Annotated in this window: 20 protein-coding genes and 1 riboswitch; of the genes, 7 read left to right on the top strand and 13 right to left on the bottom strand. The window is 70.5% G+C overall.

The annotated features are described in order from the left end of the window. Genes EP757_RS32290 through EP757_RS32280 form a run of 3 tightly spaced genes read right to left on the bottom strand, consistent with a single transcriptional unit; the run spans position 1 to position 4,089 of the window. Positions 1 to 1,137 carry a Xaa-Pro peptidase family protein gene (locus tag EP757_RS32290; protein WP_127552189.1) on the bottom strand — a complete coding sequence of 379 codons (1,137 nt, stop codon included), beginning with the start codon at positions 1,135 to 1,137 and terminating at the stop codon, positions 1 to 3. A gap of 1 nt (position 1,138) precedes the next feature. Continuing rightward, on the bottom strand, positions 1,139 to 2,527 hold the full coding sequence (locus tag EP757_RS32285; RefSeq protein ID WP_127552188.1) for an APC family permease: 1,389 nt from the start codon (positions 2,525 to 2,527) through the stop codon (positions 1,139 to 1,141). Beyond that, a complete protein-coding gene (locus EP757_RS32280) occupies positions 2,524 to 4,089 on the bottom strand; it encodes an amidohydrolase (protein WP_160165943.1) in 1,566 nt (521 codons plus the stop codon). Before EP757_RS32280 ends, EP757_RS32285 begins: the two co-directional genes overlap by 4 nt. A gap of 108 nt (positions 4,090 to 4,197) precedes the next feature. Here EP757_RS32280 and EP757_RS32275 point away from each other — a divergent pair, with 108 nt between their 5' ends. The 4 genes from EP757_RS32275 to EP757_RS32260 all read left to right on the top strand — a co-directional run bounded on the left by EP757_RS32275 (position 4,198) and on the right by EP757_RS32260 (position 7,713). Further along, on the top strand, positions 4,198 to 4,791 hold the full coding sequence (locus EP757_RS32275) for a TetR/AcrR family transcriptional regulator (RefSeq protein WP_127552186.1): 594 nt from the start codon (positions 4,198 to 4,200) through the stop codon (positions 4,789 to 4,791). 519 nt (positions 4,792 to 5,310) lie between these two features. Further along, positions 5,311 to 6,054 carry an SDR family oxidoreductase gene (locus EP757_RS32270; protein WP_127552185.1) on the top strand — a complete coding sequence of 248 codons (744 nt, stop codon included), beginning with the start codon at positions 5,311 to 5,313 and terminating at the stop codon, positions 6,052 to 6,054. Between the two features lie 11 nt (positions 6,055 to 6,065). Then, the gene (locus tag EP757_RS32265; RefSeq protein WP_232050109.1) at positions 6,066 to 6,731 is read left to right on the top strand and encodes a histidine phosphatase family protein; all 666 of its coding nucleotides are present in this window, start codon (positions 6,066 to 6,068) and stop codon (positions 6,729 to 6,731) included. Between the two features lie 16 nt (positions 6,732 to 6,747). Further along, a complete protein-coding gene (locus EP757_RS32260; protein WP_127552183.1) occupies positions 6,748 to 7,713 on the top strand; it encodes an SMP-30/gluconolactonase/LRE family protein in 966 nt (321 codons plus the stop codon). A 24-nt stretch (positions 7,714 to 7,737) separates the two neighbouring features. On the opposite strand, the gene EP757_RS32255 is transcribed toward EP757_RS32260, so the two are convergent. Further along, positions 7,738 to 8,463, bottom strand: a complete 726-nt coding sequence (locus EP757_RS32255) for a MerR family transcriptional regulator (protein WP_127552182.1) — start codon at positions 8,461 to 8,463, stop codon at positions 7,738 to 7,740. Continuing rightward, the gene (locus tag EP757_RS32250; RefSeq protein WP_127552181.1) at positions 8,460 to 9,749 is read right to left on the bottom strand and encodes a serine hydrolase; all 1,290 of its coding nucleotides are present in this window, start codon (positions 9,747 to 9,749) and stop codon (positions 8,460 to 8,462) included. The genes EP757_RS32255 and EP757_RS32250 overlap by 4 nt, the downstream gene beginning before the upstream one ends. Positions 9,750 to 9,818: 69 nt before the next feature. Beyond that, positions 9,819 to 9,953: riboswitch (cobalamin riboswitch) on the top strand. A gap of 33 nt (positions 9,954 to 9,986) precedes the next feature. On the opposite strand from EP757_RS32250, the gene EP757_RS32245 reads away from it, so the two are divergent. After that, entirely contained in the window at positions 9,987 to 10,730 is a 744-nt protein-coding gene (locus EP757_RS32245) for a CbtA family protein (protein WP_127552180.1), read from the top strand. Between the two features lie 4 nt (positions 10,731 to 10,734). Here EP757_RS32245 and EP757_RS32240 read toward each other — a convergent pair whose 3' ends face one another. Together EP757_RS32240 and EP757_RS32235 are read right to left on the bottom strand one after the other, a co-directional pair. Continuing rightward, positions 10,735 to 11,376, bottom strand: a complete 642-nt coding sequence (locus EP757_RS32240; RefSeq protein ID WP_232050108.1) for a (2Fe-2S)-binding protein — start codon at positions 11,374 to 11,376, stop codon at positions 10,735 to 10,737. 103 nt (positions 11,377 to 11,479) lie between these two features. Beyond that, positions 11,480 to 11,797 carry a helix-turn-helix transcriptional regulator gene (locus EP757_RS32235; RefSeq protein WP_127552178.1) on the bottom strand — a complete coding sequence of 106 codons (318 nt, stop codon included), beginning with the start codon at positions 11,795 to 11,797 and terminating at the stop codon, positions 11,480 to 11,482. Between the two features lie 75 nt (positions 11,798 to 11,872). On the opposite strand from EP757_RS32235, the gene EP757_RS32230 reads away from it, so the two are divergent. Beyond that, on the top strand, positions 11,873 to 12,847 hold the full coding sequence (locus EP757_RS32230; RefSeq protein WP_197725606.1) for an aldo/keto reductase: 975 nt from the start codon (positions 11,873 to 11,875) through the stop codon (positions 12,845 to 12,847). 141 nt (positions 12,848 to 12,988) lie between these two features. Here EP757_RS32230 and EP757_RS32225 read toward each other — a convergent pair whose 3' ends face one another. Then, on the bottom strand, positions 12,989 to 13,933 hold the full coding sequence (locus tag EP757_RS32225) for an AraC family transcriptional regulator (protein ID WP_127552177.1): 945 nt from the start codon (positions 13,931 to 13,933) through the stop codon (positions 12,989 to 12,991). Between the two features lie 47 nt (positions 13,934 to 13,980). On the opposite strand from EP757_RS32225, the gene EP757_RS32220 reads away from it, so the two are divergent. Further along, entirely contained in the window at positions 13,981 to 14,604 is a 624-nt protein-coding gene (locus EP757_RS32220) for a class I SAM-dependent methyltransferase (protein WP_127552176.1), read from the top strand. 80 nt (positions 14,605 to 14,684) lie between these two features. Here EP757_RS32220 and EP757_RS32215 read toward each other — a convergent pair whose 3' ends face one another. Genes EP757_RS32215 through EP757_RS32200 form a run of 5 tightly spaced genes read right to left on the bottom strand, consistent with a single transcriptional unit; the run spans position 14,685 to position 19,456 of the window. Next, positions 14,685 to 15,695 (bottom strand): sugar phosphate isomerase/epimerase, encoded by a 1,011-nt coding sequence (locus EP757_RS32215; protein WP_127552175.1) that lies wholly within the window; start codon positions 15,693 to 15,695, stop codon positions 14,685 to 14,687. Continuing rightward, positions 15,692 to 16,738, bottom strand: coding sequence for a Gfo/Idh/MocA family protein (locus tag EP757_RS32210; protein ID WP_127552174.1), 1,047 nt, complete (start codon positions 16,736 to 16,738; stop codon positions 15,692 to 15,694). Before EP757_RS32210 ends, EP757_RS32215 begins: the two co-directional genes overlap by 4 nt. Then, a complete protein-coding gene (locus tag EP757_RS32205) occupies positions 16,735 to 17,613 on the bottom strand; it encodes a sugar phosphate isomerase/epimerase (protein WP_197725428.1) in 879 nt (292 codons plus the stop codon). The genes EP757_RS32210 and EP757_RS32205 overlap by 4 nt, the downstream gene beginning before the upstream one ends. Beyond that, complete coding sequence (locus tag EP757_RS43510; RefSeq protein WP_197725427.1) at positions 17,610 to 17,999, bottom strand: DUF6379 domain-containing protein; 390 nt, start codon at positions 17,997 to 17,999, stop codon at positions 17,610 to 17,612. The genes EP757_RS32205 and EP757_RS43510 overlap by 4 nt, the downstream gene beginning before the upstream one ends. After that, complete coding sequence (locus tag EP757_RS32200) at positions 17,999 to 19,456, bottom strand: GMC oxidoreductase (protein ID WP_127552173.1); 1,458 nt, start codon at positions 19,454 to 19,456, stop codon at positions 17,999 to 18,001. Before EP757_RS32200 ends, EP757_RS43510 begins: the two co-directional genes overlap by 1 nt. Positions 19,457 to 19,610 lie beyond the last annotated feature (154 nt).

Raw genomic sequence — 19,610 nt, 5'->3', positions numbered from 1 at the left:
TCAGAGCGGAGGGATCGTCAGTTGACGCAGACCGTTGTCCTCGACCACGAAATCGTCCTCGATCTTCAGAACCACCAGTTCGCCGCCGGACTCCACCGCTGTCTCCGGTTCCAAGGCGATGACGTGCCCGGCCCGCAGCACCTCGTCGCTGTCCATGCGATCGGCGCGGTGCAGGGTGGGCAGCTCGCAGATGCGCAGGCCCACGCCGTGCCCGACGGCATACGGGGTCGGGGCCAGCCCGTGGCCGGTGAGGAAGCCGTTCACCGCGGTCTGGATCGCCGACGCCCGCACGCCGGGGCGGGCCGTGGCCTGGGCGAGCAGGTGGGCCTCCTGCAGCAGGCGGAAGGCGCGGGCCACCTCGGGGCGCGGCTCGCCGACGAAGCCGGTGCGGGCCGCGTCCGAGCCGTAACCGCCGATGCCGTGCATGCCGATGTCGAAGAAGAACGGGTCGCCCTCGCGCAGCGTCGCGCCGTGGGCGAACCAATCCCCGCTGCCCTTGCGCAGATTGCACACCGAGTGGGTGACGAACTCGGCGCCGGCCGCCTGCTGATACCGCATCGCTGCGGCGAGCAGGTCGTGGTCGGTCCGGCCTGGCGCGGCCTCGGCGAGGGCCGCCTCCATCGCGCCGGCGTTGACGGCCGACGCGGCGGCGAGCAGCTCCACCTCGAGCGGATGCTTCACCTGGCGGATCAGATGCAGCTCACGCCCGATCGGCACGAGTTCCTGCCGCAGAGGAGCCAGCAGCACGCTGTCGATCGTGTCGTGGCCGACCCGCCGGGCGCCGCGGCGGTTCAGTTCGGCGGCCACCGCCGCGGTCCAGAAACGAGGGTGGCCGAGCGCGGGGGACCAGGACGGCAGCGGGTGCATCGCGCGCAGCGCGGGCAGTGCCGGATCCGGGGAGAGGATCACCTCGTCGACGTAAGGCGCGAAGACGTCGAACGACCCGGACCGGTCCATGACCACGGCGAACCAGTCCGGCTCGTTGGTCAGGTGCGCGCGGAAATCGGTGGCGAACCGGATGTGGTCGGCGCCGGTGAGCAGCAGATGGTCGAGGTCGTGGGCGTGCATCAGCTCGGCGACGCGGCCGAGCCGGTCCGCACGCAGCGCGGTGGTGTCGATGTCCGGCCAGGCGTGCATGTCAGGCCTCCTTGAGCGAGAGGGAACGGACCACCACACCGGCGGCGCCGAGGACCACGGCCATCAGGAACGGAGCCCAGTTGATCGCCCAGCCGAGTTCGGGGTAACGCGGCCACACGATGTTCACCACTTCGAGCGTCAGCCAGACGATCGCGGCGTAGGTGATCACCGTGCCGAGCCGGCCGTTCAGGAACGGTCCGGGCTGCCAGCGTCGGCGCAGACTGGCGACGACCAGGCCGAGAACCGGGAAGGAGAACGCCGCGTAGAAGCCGGCCGAGGTGAAGGCGACCAGGATCGCGTAGACGTGGTCGTTCTGGAAGGGGAGGTAGAGCAGCGCGCTGACCAGGCCGGTCAGCAGGATCGCGTTGCGCGGCATCCGGTCCTCGCCGGAGAGCTTGACCAGCGTGGCGGAGCCGGGCAGGGCGCGGTCCCGGCCGTACGCCCACACCACCCGGGAGGCGGCTGCCTGGATGCCGAGCAGGCTCGCCACGAACGCGATCACGAAGAGCAGCAGCACGGCCCGGACCACGCCGGCGGGCAGGTGCGCCTCGAGGGTGGCGAGCACCGGGTCGGCGACGGCGCCGCTGGTCACCGCCGCCATGTCCGGGATCGCCATGATGATCGAGAAGGCCGTGAAGCAGACCACGAGAGCCACGCTGACCAGGGAGAAGACCATCGCACGGGGAACCGCCCGCTGCGGGTCGCGGACCTCCTCGGCGATCGTGCTGGCGCTCTCGAAGCCGAGGAACGACCAGCCCGCGAAGCCGATGGCCAGCACGATCGGCATCGACATCAGCGCCGTGCCGGGCGCCACCGAGAGCCCCGACGAGAGAACGGAGAGAGGCTGCTCGTGATGGAAGACGAGCAGGTAGACACCGATGCCGACGCTGCCGACCACCTCGGCGAAGAGGCACAGTCCGACGGTCAGCTTCACCACCTTGCGGCCGATCGTGTTGCCGGCCGTGGTAAGCGCCAGCAGGAGCAGGGAGAGAAGGATCAGGACCGGTACGGACGGGGCCTCCAGCCCGATGACCGCGGCCAGGAAGGTGGCGCCGCTGTACGCCACCGACGCCATCGCGATGACCAGTGTCCACATGTAGACCCAGCCGGCGAACCAGCCGTAACGCTCGCCGACGAGCCGGCGCGACCACTGGTAGACGCCGCCCTCGAACGGCCAGCGGGAGGCGAGCCGGCCGAGCGTCAAGGCGACCAGCAACTGACCGGTGAGGGTGATCGGGAAGCCCCACCAGAAACCGGGCCCGATGCTGGACAGCCCGATGCCGAAGATCCCGTAAAGGGCGACGATGGGGGAGATGAAGGCGAACGCGAGCGAGAACGTGGACCACCCGGTGAACTCGCGGCGGAGTTCCTCGGCAGGGGCTTGAGTCATCGTTGGGCCTCTCGTGCGGAGGACAGCCGGGTGCCCACCACCGGTATGTACGGCAGCTCGGCGGGGTCGGCTGAACAGGGATCGGTGGCGAGGTGGACGAGGTCGGCCCGCATGCCCGGGCGGATCGCGCCCCAGCGGTGCTCCTCGAAGGCCAGGTAAGCGGTGCCGCGCGTGTAGCAGTCGATGCCACGGGCGACGCCGACCCGCTGGTCCGGTAGCCAGCCGCCGCGGGTGGCGGCGGCCGCGATGATGTGCAGCGGTTCGGGGCGGGTGATCGGCCAGTCGCTGGCGAACGCCACGTGTGCGCCGGACGCGAGCATGTCGGCGATGGCGTACTGGCGGTTGCCGCGTTCGTCGCCCAGCCGCGGCAGGGTCAGGTCGGTCATCACGGCGTCCGGCTGCGCCCAGAGCGGCTGGAACACCGCGACGACGCCGAGCTGCCGGAACCGTGGCAGGTCTTGGGGTGCGACGAGCTGCAGGTGCGTGAGGACCGGCCGGCGGTCGCGGGGACCGTTGGCGCGGACGGCGGCTTCCACGGCGTCCAGCGCGGTGCGTACTCCGGCGTCGCCCATCGCGTGGATGTGCAGCTGGAATCCGTCGGCGTCGAACGCCGTGACCGCTGCGGCCAGTTCGGCGGGGTCCCAGTTGGGCAGGCCGCAGCAGCCGGGCGCGTCGTCGTACTCCTCGAGCAGGGCGGCGGTTCCGCCTTCGACGACACCGTCCACGAACAGCTTGACCGTCCGTACCGTGATGGTGTCGTCCTTGACCTGCCTCAACTGCCGGAACTCGGCACGCTGATCCCGCCACGCGTGCGGATCGGCCCGGAGCGCCAGGTTCATCCGGGCGGCCAGGCCCTCACCCTGCGCAGCCAGTAGATAGGCGGGGAGGTCGGCAGGTTCCACCCATGCGTCCTGCACCCACGTGATTCCCAGATCCGCGAGCTTCGTGATGGCCCGGCGCAGGGACGCGGCCTTCGCCGCATGATCGAGAGGGGGTACGAGGGACAGAGCCGGCTGGAAGGCGCCCCATTCGCGCAGCGTCCCGATCGGGCGGCCGTCCGCATCCCGGTCGAGGCGGCCGTCGACGGGATCGCCGGTGAGTTCGAGAAGCCCGGTCCCGCGCAGCGCCGCGGTGTTGCACCAGACGTGGTGAATGTCGTTGGAGCGCAGCACGACCGGGCGGTCGCCGACGGCGGCGTCGAGCCACTCGGCGCGGAAAAGGCCCTGGTCGGCGATGGTGAGCTCGAATCCTTCACCGTAGATCACCTCGTCGTCCGGGTGTGTCCGGGCGTGCTCGCGGACGCGCTCCACGACGTCGGCGACGGTACGGGAGCCGCGGATCGGGGCGTACCGGTCCTCCAGGGCGGCGATCATCGGGTGGGCGTGCGCGTCGCCGAAGCCGGGCAGCAGGGCGCCGCCGTCCAGATCACGGATCGCCGCGCCCGATGCGGGCTTCCGCTCGCCGGGCGGGGTGACTGCGGTGATCAGACCGCCGGCTACGTGGACATCGGCGGCGACACAGCGCTCGCCGTCCCAGACCAGGCCGTTGACGAAGACTTCCACTCCAGCTCCCACCCGCTCTTACTAACGTCGTTAGGATGTCCCCGAATGACGTTAGGTTGCGCGATGATGGTGAGCGCCGTCAAGATCTGATCGTTAGGAGCGTGTTAAATGCGGAAGGTCCTCGACGAGCAGACGATCTGCGCGGCGGCGCTCGCACTGATCGACAGGGAGGGCACGTTCAGCCTCGCCCAGCTCGCGAGCCACCTGGGCGTGCGCGCGCCGTCCCTCTACACGCACGTGCCGAACAAGGACGCCATCGTCGAAGGCGTCCGGCACCTCGTCGTGTCCGGGATTGATTACTCCGCCTTCGCGCTGGAACCGTGGGATGCCGCGCTGGGCGCCTGGGCGCGTTCCTACCTGGACGCGTTCGCCGCCCACCCGAACACGATCCGCCTGCTCGCCACCACACCGGTGCGCGCCGATGCGCTGCTGCGCCAATACGAGGCCGCGGTGGCCTGCCTGCTCCGCGCCGGCTGGCCGTCATCCGAGGTCATGCACGTAATCACGGCAGTGGAGTCGTACGTGCTCGGCTCGGCCCTTGACGTAGCCGCCCCACCCTCCATGGTCGACTCGTCCTCGGAATACCAACTCCTCAACCGTGTCGTGGCCGCCCAGTCGCCATCCCGAGCCCGAGAAAGCTTCGAGGCCGGCCTGACAGCCCTACTGACCGGTTTCACCCAACGCCTGAAGACCGTCACCTGACCCGGGCCCGCCACCGCCAAAAGCCCGGCAGCCAAACCTCTCACCCGCCCGACCCCATCGGCTCCAGCGTGCCGACCACCACCATCCACTCGCGAGCCGTGATGCCGCCCGCGAGCCGCACGCCGCTGGTGAGTCGCGCAGCCGCTCGTCTACCGCAGCCCGACCTGGTGGGATCTTGGAGGGACGGAGCTCCATGAAGCGTCGATTCGAGAGCACGGGTGAAATTCAGGGTCACATCCGCGACGCCGGGCCGTAGTTGAAAGACCTCGCGAGGCTTGCGCTCGCATCTGGGCTACGGCTCATGACCCGCGCCCTGGTTCAGCACCGTTGGCGCGGCCGATTTCGTGGCGGCAGATGCCGGGAGATGCCCTGATCTTGGGGTCGCAGCGCTCCGCGAAGGTCTGAGGGCTCAGCGGCTCGGATTCCCGTGGCTTCGGCGGCACTCATCCCGAGCGCACCCGGCGGCTCGGTGTTACTTGCTGGTAGCGCTGAAGGGCGGAAGTGCGTAAGTTGCGGCGAGTGAGCAAGGGTGTTGTGGTGATCACCGGCGCGAGTGCCGGGCTGGGTGAGGAGATGGCTCGGCAGTTCGGCGCGCTGGGGTACGACCTGGCGCTCTGTGCTCGCCGCACCGCTCCGCTGGAGAGGCTGCGGGACGAGATGCCGGAACGGCGTGTCTCGATCCGGCAGCTCGACGTGACCGATGACGAGGGAGTCTTCCGGGTGTTCCGGGAGTTCGCCGCTGAATTCGGGCGGATCGACCGGGTCGTGGTGAACGCGGGGCTGGGCAAGGGCGCGCCGCTGGGCACCGGGCGGTGGGACGCCAACCGGGAGACCGCGATGGTGAACTTCGTCGGCGCGCTGGCGCAGACCGAGGCGGCCCTGGAGGTGTTCCGGAAGCAGCAGGGCGGCCGATGCCACCTCGTGCTGATCTCGTCGATGTCGGCGCTGCGCGGGATGCGCCGGTCGATGACCACCTACGCCGCGACGAAGGCCGGGGTCGCCGCGATCGCTGAGGGCGTGCGGTCGGAGCGGATCCCGGGAGTGGACGTGTCGGTGATCTTCCCGGGATACATCCGGTCGGAGATGAACGCCAGGGTCCAGCAGGGGACGCCGTTCATGGTGGACACCGAGAAAGGGGTCCGCGCCATGGTGGCCGCGATCGAGAAGCGGAAACCCAAGGCGTACGTGCCCGCCTGGCCGTGGATGCCGATCGGTTTCGCGATGCGGGTGCTGCCGCTGTCCGCCGTACGGAAGATGGTGTGATCTTGTCTCGGATGTTGCTGATCAGACACGGTCAGGCCTCGTTCGGCGCGGACGACTACGACGCGCTCTCCCCGACCGGGCACGAGCAGGCGCGGACGCTCGGCCGCTCGCTGAAGGAGCGTGGGATCCGGCCGGCGATCGTGGTGCGCGGGACCATGCGGCGGCACGAGGAGACCGCGGCCGGGCTGGAGATCGGCGCGGAGACGATCGTGGACGGCGGGTGGGACGAGTTCGACTTCCAGCACGTCGTGGAGGTGCATCGGCCGTCGTTCCGGGACCGGGCCGCCATGATGGCCGAGCTCAACACCCATGATCGGCCGGATCGGGCGTTCCAGGAGATCTTCGAGGCGGCGACCGGGCGGTGGTGCTCGGGCGAATCGGATCGAGACTACGTGGAGTCGTTCTCCGCGTTCCGGGATCGCGTGACGGGGGCGCTGGACCGGGCAAGCGGACACAAGGACGTCGTCGTCGTCACCTCCGGCGGCCCGATCGCGATGGCCGCGGCGCTGCTGACGTGCGGCGCGCCCGGGATCACCGAGGCGTGGACGGCCCTCAACCGGGTCGTGGTCAACACGGGCGTCACGAAACTGATCGGCGGCCGTCGAGGGCTGTCGATGTCGACGTACAACGAGCACACTCACCTGGAAGCCGATCCCCGGCTGCTGACCTACCGCTGACCTCGGAGGATCCGCCATGGCGCGCCGTCTCATCAGTCCTCAGCGATGGACGCCGCCGACGTTCGCCGACGCCGGGCCCACCGGCCCGCTCCGGGTGAAGGAGACGCTCGCGACCGGCGGTCACGGGCCCGAGGACGTGCGGTTCACGCAGGACGGCGCGATCATCACAGGGCTTCAGGACGGTTCGATCGTACGGGTGGAACCGTCCACCGGAACCCGGACCGTCATCGGGTCGACGGGCGGCAGGCCGCTCGGCGTGTGGCCGGTCGACGACGGTGTGCTCGTCTGCGATCACGATCGTGGGCTTCTGCTGCTGCGCGACGGTGAGGTGGAGGTCCTCGCCGGCGGGTTCACGTTCGCCAGCAACGTCGTGCGGGGGGCCGGCGGCACGATCTGGTTCACCACGTCGACGAGCGAGTGGACCGTGGAGGAACACCTCGGCGACATCCTGGAGCACTCGTGCACGGGCCGGCTGATGCGCCGCGACCCGGACGGCGCCGTGACGACGCTGATCCCGGACCTGAAGTTCGGCAACGGGATCGTCCTGGCGCCCGACGAGTCGTACCTGCTGGTGGCGGAGACGGCCGGCTACCGCATCCGGCGGTACTGGCTGACCGGCCCCGATGCCGGCCGCAGCGAGATGTTCGCCGAGAACCTGGCCGGCTTCCCCGACAACATGTCGCTGGGCACCGACGGCCTGCTCTGGGTGGCGATCGCCGCGCCCCGCAACCACCTCGTCGACCGGCTCCTCCCGCTCCCCGGATTCCTGCGGGTGCTCGTCTGGAACCTTCCCGATTTCGTACGCCCGAAAGCCGTGCCGATCGCCTGGGTCATGGCCTTCGGCCTGGACGGCACTCTCGTCTACGACCTGCGCGGCAGCGACGGCTCCTACGGCTTCGTGACGTCGGTGGCCGAACGGGACGGCACCGTGGTCCTCGGCAGCCTGACCGAGAGCACCCTGGCCGTCCTCGCCCGCGACTGACCCACCGTCACTGCTGGCCCGCCGTCACTGCTGGGCGGCCAACACGGCGATGGCGTTCCATGCGGGAGAGGAGGCTTCCGCCGTGGCCGCGGCGAGGCGGGCCGCGGTGGGATCCGAGGGAGCCGCGTCATCCCGAACGTGGGTGGTGAACCAGGCGCGGGTGCGGGAGGCGAGGGCGGGCAGGCGTGGGTCGTCGGGTGACCAGTCGTAGGCGGCGTCGTAGTCGCGGTAGAGCGCGCGGAACTCGGGGTCGGCGATGGCGGCCAGCTTGTCGGCGGCCCAGGCCCGCGCCTGGACGGGGGCCGCCGACTGGAGCAGGATCCACAGGTCGCGTTCGAGCCGGATCGTGCGGTCGCTGATGCCCGCTGCTCGGAGTTCGCCGAGGTAGCGGGCCACGTCGGCGGAGACGAACAGCTGGTCGCCGCCGCGGCCCAGCTCCGCGATCCGCCGCCGGGTCCGCTGCAGCTCCTCGGTCTTGCGCCGCAGTGAGCGGTCGATCTCGGCGGTGGCCGCGGCGAACTGCTCGGGACCGGCGGTGAGCAGCTCGCCGATCCGGGCCAGCGGCACGCCCGCCTGGACCAGGGTCCGGATCTTCACGAGCTGGACGGCGTGCTCGGCGTCGTAGCGGCGGTACCCGGAGGCGTCCCGGGGCGGCTCGGGCAGCAGGCCGCGTTCGTGGTAGACGCGCACCGCCTTGATCGTGGCGCCGGCGTACGCGGCGACCTGCCCGATCGTCAGCCCGATGGTCATGAGGCGGATCGTGTCACACGGCCTCCGGAGGATCGATAGGCGCCGCCGCCGTGGTAGGACACGAGATAGTGCGCGGGCACCGCGGAGAGCGGGATCCCGGCCGGGGCGAACAGGCCCTCGCCGACCGGGACGTACCGCGTCGGCGGCGCGGTGAAGGCCCCACCGGCGAACCCGGTGAAGATCCGCTCCTGGGACGCGTCGGCGGGCTCGTAGAAGACTTCCTCTTCGAGCATGCCGCCGGCCGAACGGACGTCGATCCGCAGTTGGTTGGACCGATATGTCCCGACAAAACTGGAAACATCGGTCGCAACCCGCGCATAGCCGGCGGGCTGCGACGACGTCAGCCACCCCAGCAACTCGTCGTGCAGTGCCAGCGCGGCCGGATCGTTGCCGTAGGCCGCGAACACCAGCCGCCGCGACGGTATGACGACCAGCACCGCGATCCCGCCCGGCGACGCCCCCGACATCGTCAGGACGGTCTCCCCGTTGATCGTCCGGACCAGCCAGCCGAGACCGATCGGCGACGAGTCCGGTGTATCCAGCGAGGCGGTGACCGTCCGCATCCGCGCGACCCAGTCCTCATCGCCCAGATGGAGACGGCCGAACGCGAGCAGATCCTCGACGGTCCCGATCGGCGTGCCACCGGCGGGCGCCCACGTCGGCGGCAGCATGAACATCCCGGTGGGCCGCCCGCCGAAGTGCCCGACCGCGACCGGCCCGAGGATCGCCTGCTCCGCCGACGTGCACGACCCGGTCATCCCGGCCGGGCGGAAGAGTTGCTGTTCGAGCAGTTCGTGGTACGTCCGCCCGGTGCTAACTTCGAGCAGCCGCCCCGCGACGATCATGCCGCCGTTCGAGTAGCTGACCATCTCGCCGGCCGGGAAGAGCAGTCCGCACTCCCGGCCGAGCCGTTCGACGTAGGTGGCGAGCGCGTCCCGGCCGGACGCCTCCGGGAAGAACAGGTCGGCGTCGATCCCGCTGGTGTGGTTGAGCAGGTGCCGGACCCGGATCTCGCCGGAGAGCGTGAACGCGGGCAGCAGATCGGTGACCCGGTCGTCGAGGCCGAGCCCCTGCCGCAGCACGAGCGTCGTCGTCATGATCTTCGTGATCGATCCGAAGAGGAACCGGGTGTCCGCCCGCATCGGCGCCCCGGTGGCGAGGTTGGCCGTGCCGTGCGCGACGACTGCCTGCTCGCCGTCCTGATGGATCCCGGCCAGGAATCCCGGAACCCCGGTCGCCGCGCAGAAGTCGGCGGCCCGCTCGGCGATGTGCTTGATGTCCGTCATGCCGTCGATTCTGGAACCCTGCCCCTGGGGCAAGGTCAATGCGCCTGGCGGAAGTTGTGCGGCCGGAATCGTGACCACTAGGTTGAGGGGGCCAACTGCGGCGACGCGAGGGAAGCCGGTGAGAGTCCGGTGCGGTCGCGCCACTGTGACCGGTCCGTCGAGGGCCGGAAGTCAGGGAACTCGCCCGTCGCAGCCCCACGATCGGGACGCGTCATCCCGTTGGAGGTTCATCTCACCGTGCCCACCGAGCACCGCTTCATATCCCTGCTGCTCCGCGGCCTGCTGGCCGGCTTGATCGCCGGACTGCTGGCGGGCGCTTTCGCCTATACGTTCGGTGAGACCCACATCGACGCGGCCATCGCCATCGAGGAGGCCGCCGCTCCTCCGGCAACCCCCGGCGCCGCCGAGGAGGAACCCCTGGTCAGCCGGGAGGGGCAGAAGGCCGGTCTGGTCCTGGCGACCACGCTGTACGGCATCGCCATGGGCGGGCTGATCGCCACGGCGTACACCCTGCTGCGCCGCCGCCTGCGCACCCCGAGCGACTCCCGGGCGGCGCTCTCCCTGGCCGGCGCCGCGCTGCTGGGCGCCGTCCTGGTGCCGTGGATCAAGTACCCGCCGAATCCGCCGGCCGTCGGTGACCCGTCCACGATCAACCAGCGGACCTGGAGTTATCTGGCCCTGCTGGTGCTCGGCCTGGTCGCCGTCTGGGCCGCCGTCATCGCGTCCCGTACGCAGGCCGCCGAGTGGCGCCGCGCGACCGCCGGTGTCGTCGCGTTCCTGGTCGTCGTCGCGGTGGCCTACCTGCTGCTGCCGTCGATTCAGGAGGTGCCGGACACGTTCCCGGCGGCGCTGCTCTGGGACTTCCGGCTGGTGTCGCTCGGCGTGCAGGCGGTGCTGTGGACGGCGCTCGGGCTCGCGTTCGCCGCGCTGGTGACACCCCGCGTCCCCGCTGCGGCTCAGGTGGAGACGGCAGCCGCGTAGCAGCTCATCGGCCGAGGATCGCCTGCCATTGCCGGCGGCGGTCCTCGGCCGGCACCAGCACACAGTCACCGCACGTGCCGCCGCCGGGGATGCGGTAGTAGAGGCAGCAGTTCCGGCGTACCAGGAACCAATGCCCGTCGGCAGGGTGGTGCAGGGTGGCCATCCCGGCCAGCGGCTCCCGGGCGAGCAGCGACTCCAGGAGGAACGCGCTGCGGGCCGCGTGCTCCGGCACGGCCTTGGCGATCATGGTGTGGGCGCCGCCGAGCGCGGAGGCGACGTTGCCCCACAACACCTGCGGCGACAGCACGAACCGCGTCCGGAAACCGTCCAGGATCGGCGCCACCAGCGTGGTGATCACGTCGACGATCGCGGTGACGTCGTCGGCCTCGCTCGCTCCGAGATCGTCATAGACGATCGGGATCGGGCCACTCTCGACAGCCTGCCAGCGCATCCGTGCGGGGTCGGCGACCGGCACGGCTCCACCGATGACCGCGGCGCCCAGTGGCGGGGACACGAGCCGGGCCGCCAGGCCGAGGAAGACGGTGGAGGCGACAACGCGTTCCTCAAGGCCCGCGGAGGCGCCCAGACGTTGGAGAACCCGCGTGGCGGCAGCGACACGCCCTTCCAGGATCCGGGCATCCGACAAATCGGAAATGTCGGAAAAATGTGGTGGGAATGGGCCCTGCTGCCAGGTGAAATACGGCCCTATCCGCGCCGCGAGGTCCAACGCCCGCACGCCGCGAACGCTATCAAGCGAACGGCTGCCCGCACACGATCGCCAAGATCGTCGGCAACAGGCCGGGGAACCGCGACTCCACCTCGGTCATCCGGAGCTCACACCGGCGGTACTTGCCCTGCTGGCTGATCCGCACGAGTCCACTGCTGAGCAGCACGGACAGATGGTGGGAGAGCGTCGACATCGTCACGCCCACCTGGAATCGCCCGAGAACCACGCCGTCGGCGACGGCCAGCTGCCGGATCACTTCGAGGCGGACCGGGTCGGCGAGGGCGTCGAGCACCGTCGGGAGGTCGACGGCCTCCAAGGACGGGTGCTCGGTCTGGCGCATGCCCTCAGCTTCCACCCACTGACAAAAGGGCGGAAGCCTCGGCCCACATCTCGGTAGCGTGAACCCGTGACTCTGATGAAGCGCAAGCTCGGCACGCTCGAGGTCTCCGCGATCGGTCTCGGTTGCATGGGGCTCAGCCACGGCTACGGCCCGCCCGTCGACACGCCGGACGGCATCGACCTGATCCACGCCGCGATCGACAGTGGCGTCACGTTCTTCGACACCGCCGAGGTGTACGGCCCGTTCACCAACGAGGAACTGGTCGGCCAGGCCCTGAAGGGTCACCGCGACAAGGTCGTGCTGGCCACCAAGTTCGGTTTCGCGATCGGCGACGGCGGCCGCGAGGTCGACAGCCGCCCCGCGCACATCCGGGAGGCCGTCGACGGTTCCCTGAAGCGCCTCGGCGTCGACCACATCGATCTGCTCTACCAGCACCGCGTCGACCCGGACGTCCCGATCGAGGACGTCGCCGGCACGGTCAAGGAGCTGATCGAGGCCGGCAAGGTGAATCATTTCGGTCTCTCCGAGGCGGGCGTCGACGTCATCCGGCGCGCCCACGCCGTGCAGCCGGTGACGGCGCTGCAGAGTGAGTACTCGTTGTGGTGGCGCGAGCCCGAGCAGGAGATCCTTCCGCTGCTCCGCGAGCTGGGCATCGGTTTCGTCCCGTTCAGCCCGCTCGGCCGCGGCTTCCTGACCGGCGCGATCACGTCCGACACGTCCTTCCACAGCACCGACATGCGCGCCGGCCTGCCCCGGTTCACCGCCGAGGCGCGTGCCGCGAACCAGGCCCTCGTCGACCTCGTGTCGGCCATCGCCCATCGCCTCGGCGCCACGCCCGCTCAGGTCGCCCTCGCCTGGCTGCTGGCCCAGAGCCCCTCCATCGTCCCGATCCCGGGCACCACCAAGGTCACCCGTGTCCGCCAGAACGTCGTCGCCGCGTCCTTGCGGCTCACGCCGGACGACCTGACCGAGCTGACCGACGCCGCCCACAAGATCCCGATCGAGGGTCATCGCTACACCGAAGCCATGGAGAAGTGGATCAACAGATAAGATCACGTGCCGGTCGCAGCGGGGCGGTGGGTGCTGACCGCCGCTCACGCCGAGGGCCCGGCGTTCCTCGCCGGCCGCTGCGCGTCCGGACCGCGAGGCACACGCCGGGCGGCGTGCGTGAGCGGTCGCGCCCCTCTCCTCTCAGTCCCCGGGCGCCCGGTCCCGCCACATGACCGGCGTCATCCGGTGCTCGGCCCGGAACCGCCGGATGAAGTAGCTGACGTCCGCGTACCCCACCCGCCGGCCGACGGCCGCGACCGTCAGATCGGTTTCGGTCAGCAGCCGCCGCGCCTCCTGCATCCGCCGCTGCACCAGCCACTGCTGGACGGTCCGGCCGGTCCGGCGCCGCAGCACTGTCGTCACATGTCCCGGCGTCAGCGACACCGCGGCTGCCACATCGGCGAGTGAGATCGGCTCGCCGAACCGTTCCTCGATCACGTCGAACACGGCGGCGAGCAGCGGCTCGTCGGACGACCGCAGCTGCCCGGCCACCCCGGCGGAGAGCCGCGCGGCCGCGACGAGCAGCAGGGTCAGATGCGCGACGGCGGCCTCGTGATATCCGTCCGGCCGGTCCCGCAGTTCCCGGTCCAGGTCCCCGAACCGTCCCAGCCACGAGCCCCGCTCACCCACCGGAACCGTCAGGCGCTGTACGCGATCGATGCCCCTGGCGAACGGGAACAGCAGCGGATGAGCCCGCCACGACGCGTACGCCCCCGGCGGCACGGCGTCGGCGGGGAACCGCACCACCCATCCCTCGTCCACGATCGCCGCAGCTGTCCCGGCCTCCGTCGGGAAGGAGACGGCCTGCCCGGGCGCGATCACGAACAGGTACCCGTCCCGGACGCTCCAGGCCCGGCCGTCGATGCCGACCGTCCCGCCGGCCCGATGCGCGTAGAACATCACCAGGAAGTCGTGCCGGTGCGGCCCTGCGGCAGCCGGATGCCCGGTGGCGCCCCGGTCCGGCAGCCGATAGACCGCAACCGGCGACGTCCCCGGCGACCGGTCGAGCGTGACCAGCGGCGCCCGATCCACATTCTGTCCGGTCGCCCCCACAGATCCGCCGATGTCCGCAGCCGGAGAACGCATGACCCTGAGAGTACGACCGACTTTCGTCCTACCCCAGGGAGCGACCGATGACCGACACCGACTTCGTCCCGGCGATGGGCAAGCGCTGGCTGCTACCGCTCTACGACCCGTTCAGCCGTCTCGCCGGCGCGGGCCGCGTCCACCGGCAACTGCTCGACCACGCCGCCCTCACCGGCGACCAGGACATCCTGGAGATCGGCTGCGGCACCGGCAACCTGCTGACCGCCCTGGCCCGCCGCCGGCCGGCCGCAACCCTGCACGGCATCGACCCGGACCCCGGCGCCCTCGCGATAGCCCGTCGCAAGGCGAGGCGCCGCGGGCTGACGATCCGGTACGAGAGGGCGTTCGCCGGCGCCCTCCCGTACGAGAACGGCGCGATGGACCGCGTCCTCTCCTCGTTCATGCTTCATCACCTCGACGAGAACGCCCGCGCCCGGGCCCTCACCGAAGCCGCCCGCGTACTGCGCCCCGGCGGCGAACTCCACATCGCCGACGTGGACGGCACCGACAAGCACGGCGACAGCCACCGTCATCCGCTGATCGCCGCCGCCAGCCCCGACCGGGTCCTGGCCGCCCTGCGGGAGGCGGGCTTCACCCGGGTGGCGGAGTCACTGCGCGGCACGTCCCGTTTCGGCGCCTACGTCCTCTACCGGGCGACCGCCCAGCGGTGACCGAGCCGTGGCGAGGGCCTCGCGTGCCGACGCCGGACGACGGCCCCGCGGCCTCGGGCCCGACGCCGGGTTGACATCGCTCACCGCTGGGAGAAGGCCGCGTCGAAAGCGGCCTCCGGGAGTCTCCACAGCAGCCTGCGGACCGCGGTGACGGCCTCGGCAGCGCCGTGGAGGCGGTCCATGCCGGCGTCCTCCCATTCGATCGAGATGGGGCCGGAGTAGCCGATCGACGCCAGGGCACGGAAGGCGTCCTCCCAGGGGACGTCCCCGTGGCCGGTCGAGACGAAGTCCCAGCCTCGGCGCGGGTCGCCCCAGGGCAGGTGGGAGCCGAGGATGCCGGAGCGGCCGGTCTGCGGGCGGATGCGGGTGTCCTTGCAGTCCACGTGGTAGATGCGGTCGGCGAAGTCGGTGATGAAACCGACGGTGTCGACACCCTGCCACAGCATGTGCGACGGGTCCCAGTTGAAGCCGAACGCGGGACGGTGGCCGATCGCCTCCAGGGTCCGCACCGACGTCCAGTAGTCGTAGGCGATCTCGGACGGGTGCACCTCGTGGGCGAAGCGGACGCCCTCGGCGTCGAAGACGTCGAGGATCGGGTTCCAGCGGCGGGCGAAGTCCTCGTACCCCTCGTCGATCACCGATTGCGGAACCGGTGGGAACATCGCGACATACCGCCAGATGGACGACCCGGTGAACCCGACCACCACGTCCGCGCCCAGGCGACGAGCGACCCGCGCCGCCCGCTTCATGTCCGCGGCGGCACGCTGACGGACGCCCTCATCAGATCCGTCGCCCCAGACAGCGGGACGCAGGATCGCCTGGTGGCGGAAATCGATCGGGTCGTCGCAGACCGCCTGGCCGGCCAGATGATTCGAGATCGCCCAGCAGCGCAGGCCGTACTTGTCCAGGATGTCCACCCGGGATCGCAGATACGCCTCATCCTCCGAGGCCCGCTCGAGATCCAGATGATCACCGGAGGCGGCGATCTCCAGGCCGTCGTAACCCCAGGAGGACGCCAGCCGCGCCACCTCCTCGAACGGCAGATCCGCCCACTGACCGGTGAAGAGTGTGACCGGTTGACGCGCGCTCATGCGATCTCCTCCCAGCGCCCCGAGGCAGCGGACGCGATGACGGCCGCGGTGATCCGGTTGGCCCGCAGGCCGTCGGCGAACGACGGAAGGCCGTCGACGGCCGAGCCCCGGATCGCCGCATAGGTGTCCGCCACGAAGTCGGCGAAGCACTCGTAGTACCCCTGCGGATGGCCGGCCGGCAGCCCGGCCCGCGTGCCGGTCCGAGACGGATCACGCAGGACGATCTCGTTCGAGGACAGCCCGCCGACCCAGAGCGACTCCGGGGTCTCCTGGCAGAAGGCGTACGAGGCGGACGCGCTGTCGAACGAGAACGACAGCGCGTTCTTCCGCCCCGGCGTGGCCTGGCTGACGACGACACTGCCGATCGCCCCGAGATCGGTCGTGAAGGCGACGACCGCGCCGTCCTCCGTGGGGCGCGAGGCGACGGAACGACCGAACTTCGCGGACACGCTCACGATCCGCTGACCCGTCACGAATTCGAGCAGGTCGCACCAGTGCACGCCGATGTCCGCGAAGGCCCGCGACGGTCCGCCGGCGGCCGGGGACACCCGCCAGTTCGTCGCGGCCGGATCGGCGAGCCAGTCCTGCAGGTAGCTTCCGTGCAGCAGCCAGGGCGTGTCCGCGCCGGGCGCCCGCAACCGTGCCCGCGCTTCCCGTACCGACGCGTAGTAGCGGTAGACGAACGGCACCGTCGCCACGACGCCCCGGGCGGCGGCCAGCGCGGTCAGCTCCTCCGCGTCCGCGGACGCGATCGCGAGGGGTTTCTCGCAGACGACGGCGACACCGGCTTCGATCGCCTTCTTGGCGTACGAGTGATGGCTCGTGTTGGGCGTGCACACATGAACGACGTCGACTCCGGCGTCCAATGCCTCGTCGAGTGACCCGGTCCCGAAGGACGCCCCGAACGTGGCGGCGGCCTCGGCCCCCCGGGAAGCGGAGGATCCGACGACGGCGACGAGCGACCCGCCGGCCGTGATGATCGAGCGCGAGTGGACGGCGCCCATGAACCCGGTCCCGACCACCGCCGCGCGCAGCTGCTTCATGCCGCGGCTTCCAGCGAGCGCAGCAGCGCGTGCTGGCGGCGCACCTGCTCGACGCCGCGGTACGGCTCGCGGTCACCCTCGTACTCGCTGGACAGGTAGCCGGAGTAGCCGTGCTTCACCAGCGTCGCCACGATCTCGTCCCACGGGATCTGCGGATCCTGCAAGGAGGCGTCGATGTCGAAGAACTTGGCCTGGATGAAGTGCGTGTAGGGCAGGACCTCCGCAAGATCGGACATCGGTACGGCGAGCGGCTTGCGCCACCCCTCCTCCTGCGCCTCGTCGCTGAGCCCGGCGTGCTTCGCGAACGTCGCCGACCGCTGGAAGATGCCGGTGTCGATGAGGAGCCGGAAGTTCGGCGAGCCGGTCCGCTCGATGAACGCGAGGTACTCGTCGACGACCTCGTGCTTGATCGGCGTCGGGGCGTGGATCTCCGGGCAGATCACGATGTTCAGCGAGGCGGCCAGGTCGAGCGACCGGGACACCACCTCGTCCCAGATCGGGTGTGGCTTCAGGTCCATCGAGATCACACCGATCTTCGGCCGTACCGAAGAGAAGCCCAATGTCGCGGCGAGCCGCAGGTCCCGCTGGAGGATGGAGACACCCTCGTCCACCGTGAGATCGCGGTGCTGCCACATCCGCGAGTCGATCCAGGAGCCGTAGTTCGTCGGCGTGAGGCCGTATCGCGCCAGCAGCGCGTGCCAGGAGTCGATCCAGGCGGCCGGCGGAGACGGATAGCCGGGGATGTTGCCCTCACCGAGGATCTCGATGCCGGTCGCGCCGAGATCGGCGATCTCCGCCATCGCGTCGGAGAGGGTGAGCAGCGTGTACATGTCGCCGGTGTAGCTGTAGAGCGAGACGCCGTACTGGAGGCTCATGGCAGGATCGTGCCCTTTCGCTCGGCGGTGAAGACCGACGGCTGGAACTCGGCGGGGATGTACGGGGCCTGCAGCGCGATGCCGACCGACAGGTGGTGGACGCCGGGGGCGAGCCCACCCGGGTGCGGAACCGTGATGATCGCTGCCTCGTCGAGCTGCCAGCGCACCTCGGTGGAGACGGCGAGCTCGGCGAGGGTGAACTCGCGACCCTGGAGGGTCCAGAGGGGGATCGACCGGTCGAAGTGCAGCTCGTCGTCGACGGACACCGAGACGCCCTCGATGAGGCTGCCCTGGACGCCGCGGTAGTTCGGCATCCGCAGCCGGAACTGGAAACCGCCGGGCACGTTGCGGAACCCGCGGTTCTGGATGATGTCCCTGTCTAGCATCAGATCTCCTCACAGATGGCCAGAGCGCCGCCCACGGCGAGCGCTACACCGGTCAGGGTGGGGTTGCAGGCGGTGGCGGTCGGGATCACGCCGTTGCCCGCGACGTACAGGCCCTTGACGCCCCAGACCCGGCTGTCCGGCCCGCACACCGACGTGCCGTCGTCGACCGGCCCCATGCGCACGCTGCCCTGGTAATGCAGCGAGGCGCCGGCCGGGAACCGCAGCGGCGGCCGGTCGTCGAGCGGGTCGCCGAGGGCTGCCGCGGCCTGCTGGATCTCCTTCTCCGCCGTCTCCAGGTTGGCGAGATCGTGCGAGGTCAGGGAGTAGTGGATCCGCATCGCCGGCATCCCGTGGTCGTCGACCTCGGTGTCGCTGAACTCGATCCGGTCGGACGCCTGGATGTCCTTGGCGCAGAACCATCCCAGCCCGACGATCGAGCCCGGGACGACCTCCCCGGCGAACGGGACCGGGGACGCGTCGAGCTGCATGACCTGGCCGTGGAATGGATGCGCGTCGGTGAACGGGACCCAGCTCACGCCACTGATGCCGGTGTGCGCGGCGGTGGAGGGGATGTCACGGAGCTGTACCGCGTACACGATCTGGGGTTGATCGTTGAGATGGCGGCCCAGCGCCGGGGGACGGATGCCGGAGGCGAAGAGGACCTGCGGGGTACGGAGACTGTCCGCCGCCACCACCACGAACCGGGCCGCGACCTGGTGCTCGACGCCGTCCTCGACGGTGCGGACCAGGACGCCGCGAACCGCGTCGTCCTCGGTCAGCACCCGGGTGACCAGTGACGACGGGTGCAGGCTGAAGCCCGGGTTGGATCGCGTCGCGTCGCCGAAGACCACGTCGCTGCCGGACCAGTGGAGATGCCCGTCCGGTTCGGCGCGGACGGCGAGCGGCATCGGCCGTACCGTCCGGTCGGAAGCGCGATCGGCGTCCAGCGCGGCAGCGAGCCGGCGCCGCACCTCGCCCGCGAGCGGCGCGTCGGCGAGCACCTCGGCGGAGACGCCCAGGAGCCGCTCCGCCTCGGTCAGCCACTGATCGATCGCGGGCAGGAAGCCGATGCGCTCGCTCTCGCCGGGACGCGGGCAGGCGCCGGTCCAGTGCGCGGCCATCCCGCCGACGTTCGCCGACATGGCGGCGGCCGGCATGTCCCCGTCCTCGGGCAGCAGGAAGGTGCCCGGGCGCTGGAGACGGCCGGCGTAGTCCTCCAGGGTGTCGGTCCCGGTGGTCGGGCGCGGTCCTTCGGAGAGCCGCTGTGCCGCGGCGCGCTCCTCCGGGGAGCGGATGTTCTTCACGTGCGCGCCGGGCGGGTCGCTGACCAGCGGACCGGCCTCGAACAGCGCGACCCGCAGGCCCGGCGCCCGCTCGCTGAGGATCCGCGCATAGGTGGCGCCGGCGGGGCCGCTGCCGATGATGGCGACGTCTACAGCGGTGGGGATGGGGTTCATGTCGAGCAACTTACGTTCGCTAGGAACAAAAGACAAGATGCCTTTTTGGGCCGCTAACGGTGGCAGGATGGAAACTCCCAGGAAACAACCCGTTGACTTATGTGCGGGGCGAGCACAAGATGGCTCCACTCACCGCGGTATGAGCCCCATCACC

This window comes from Actinoplanes sp. OR16 (assembly GCF_004001265.1).
Classification (GTDB): Bacteria; Actinomycetota; Actinomycetes; order Mycobacteriales; family Micromonosporaceae; genus Actinoplanes.
This window is presented reverse-complemented; position numbering and strand designations above follow the sequence as displayed.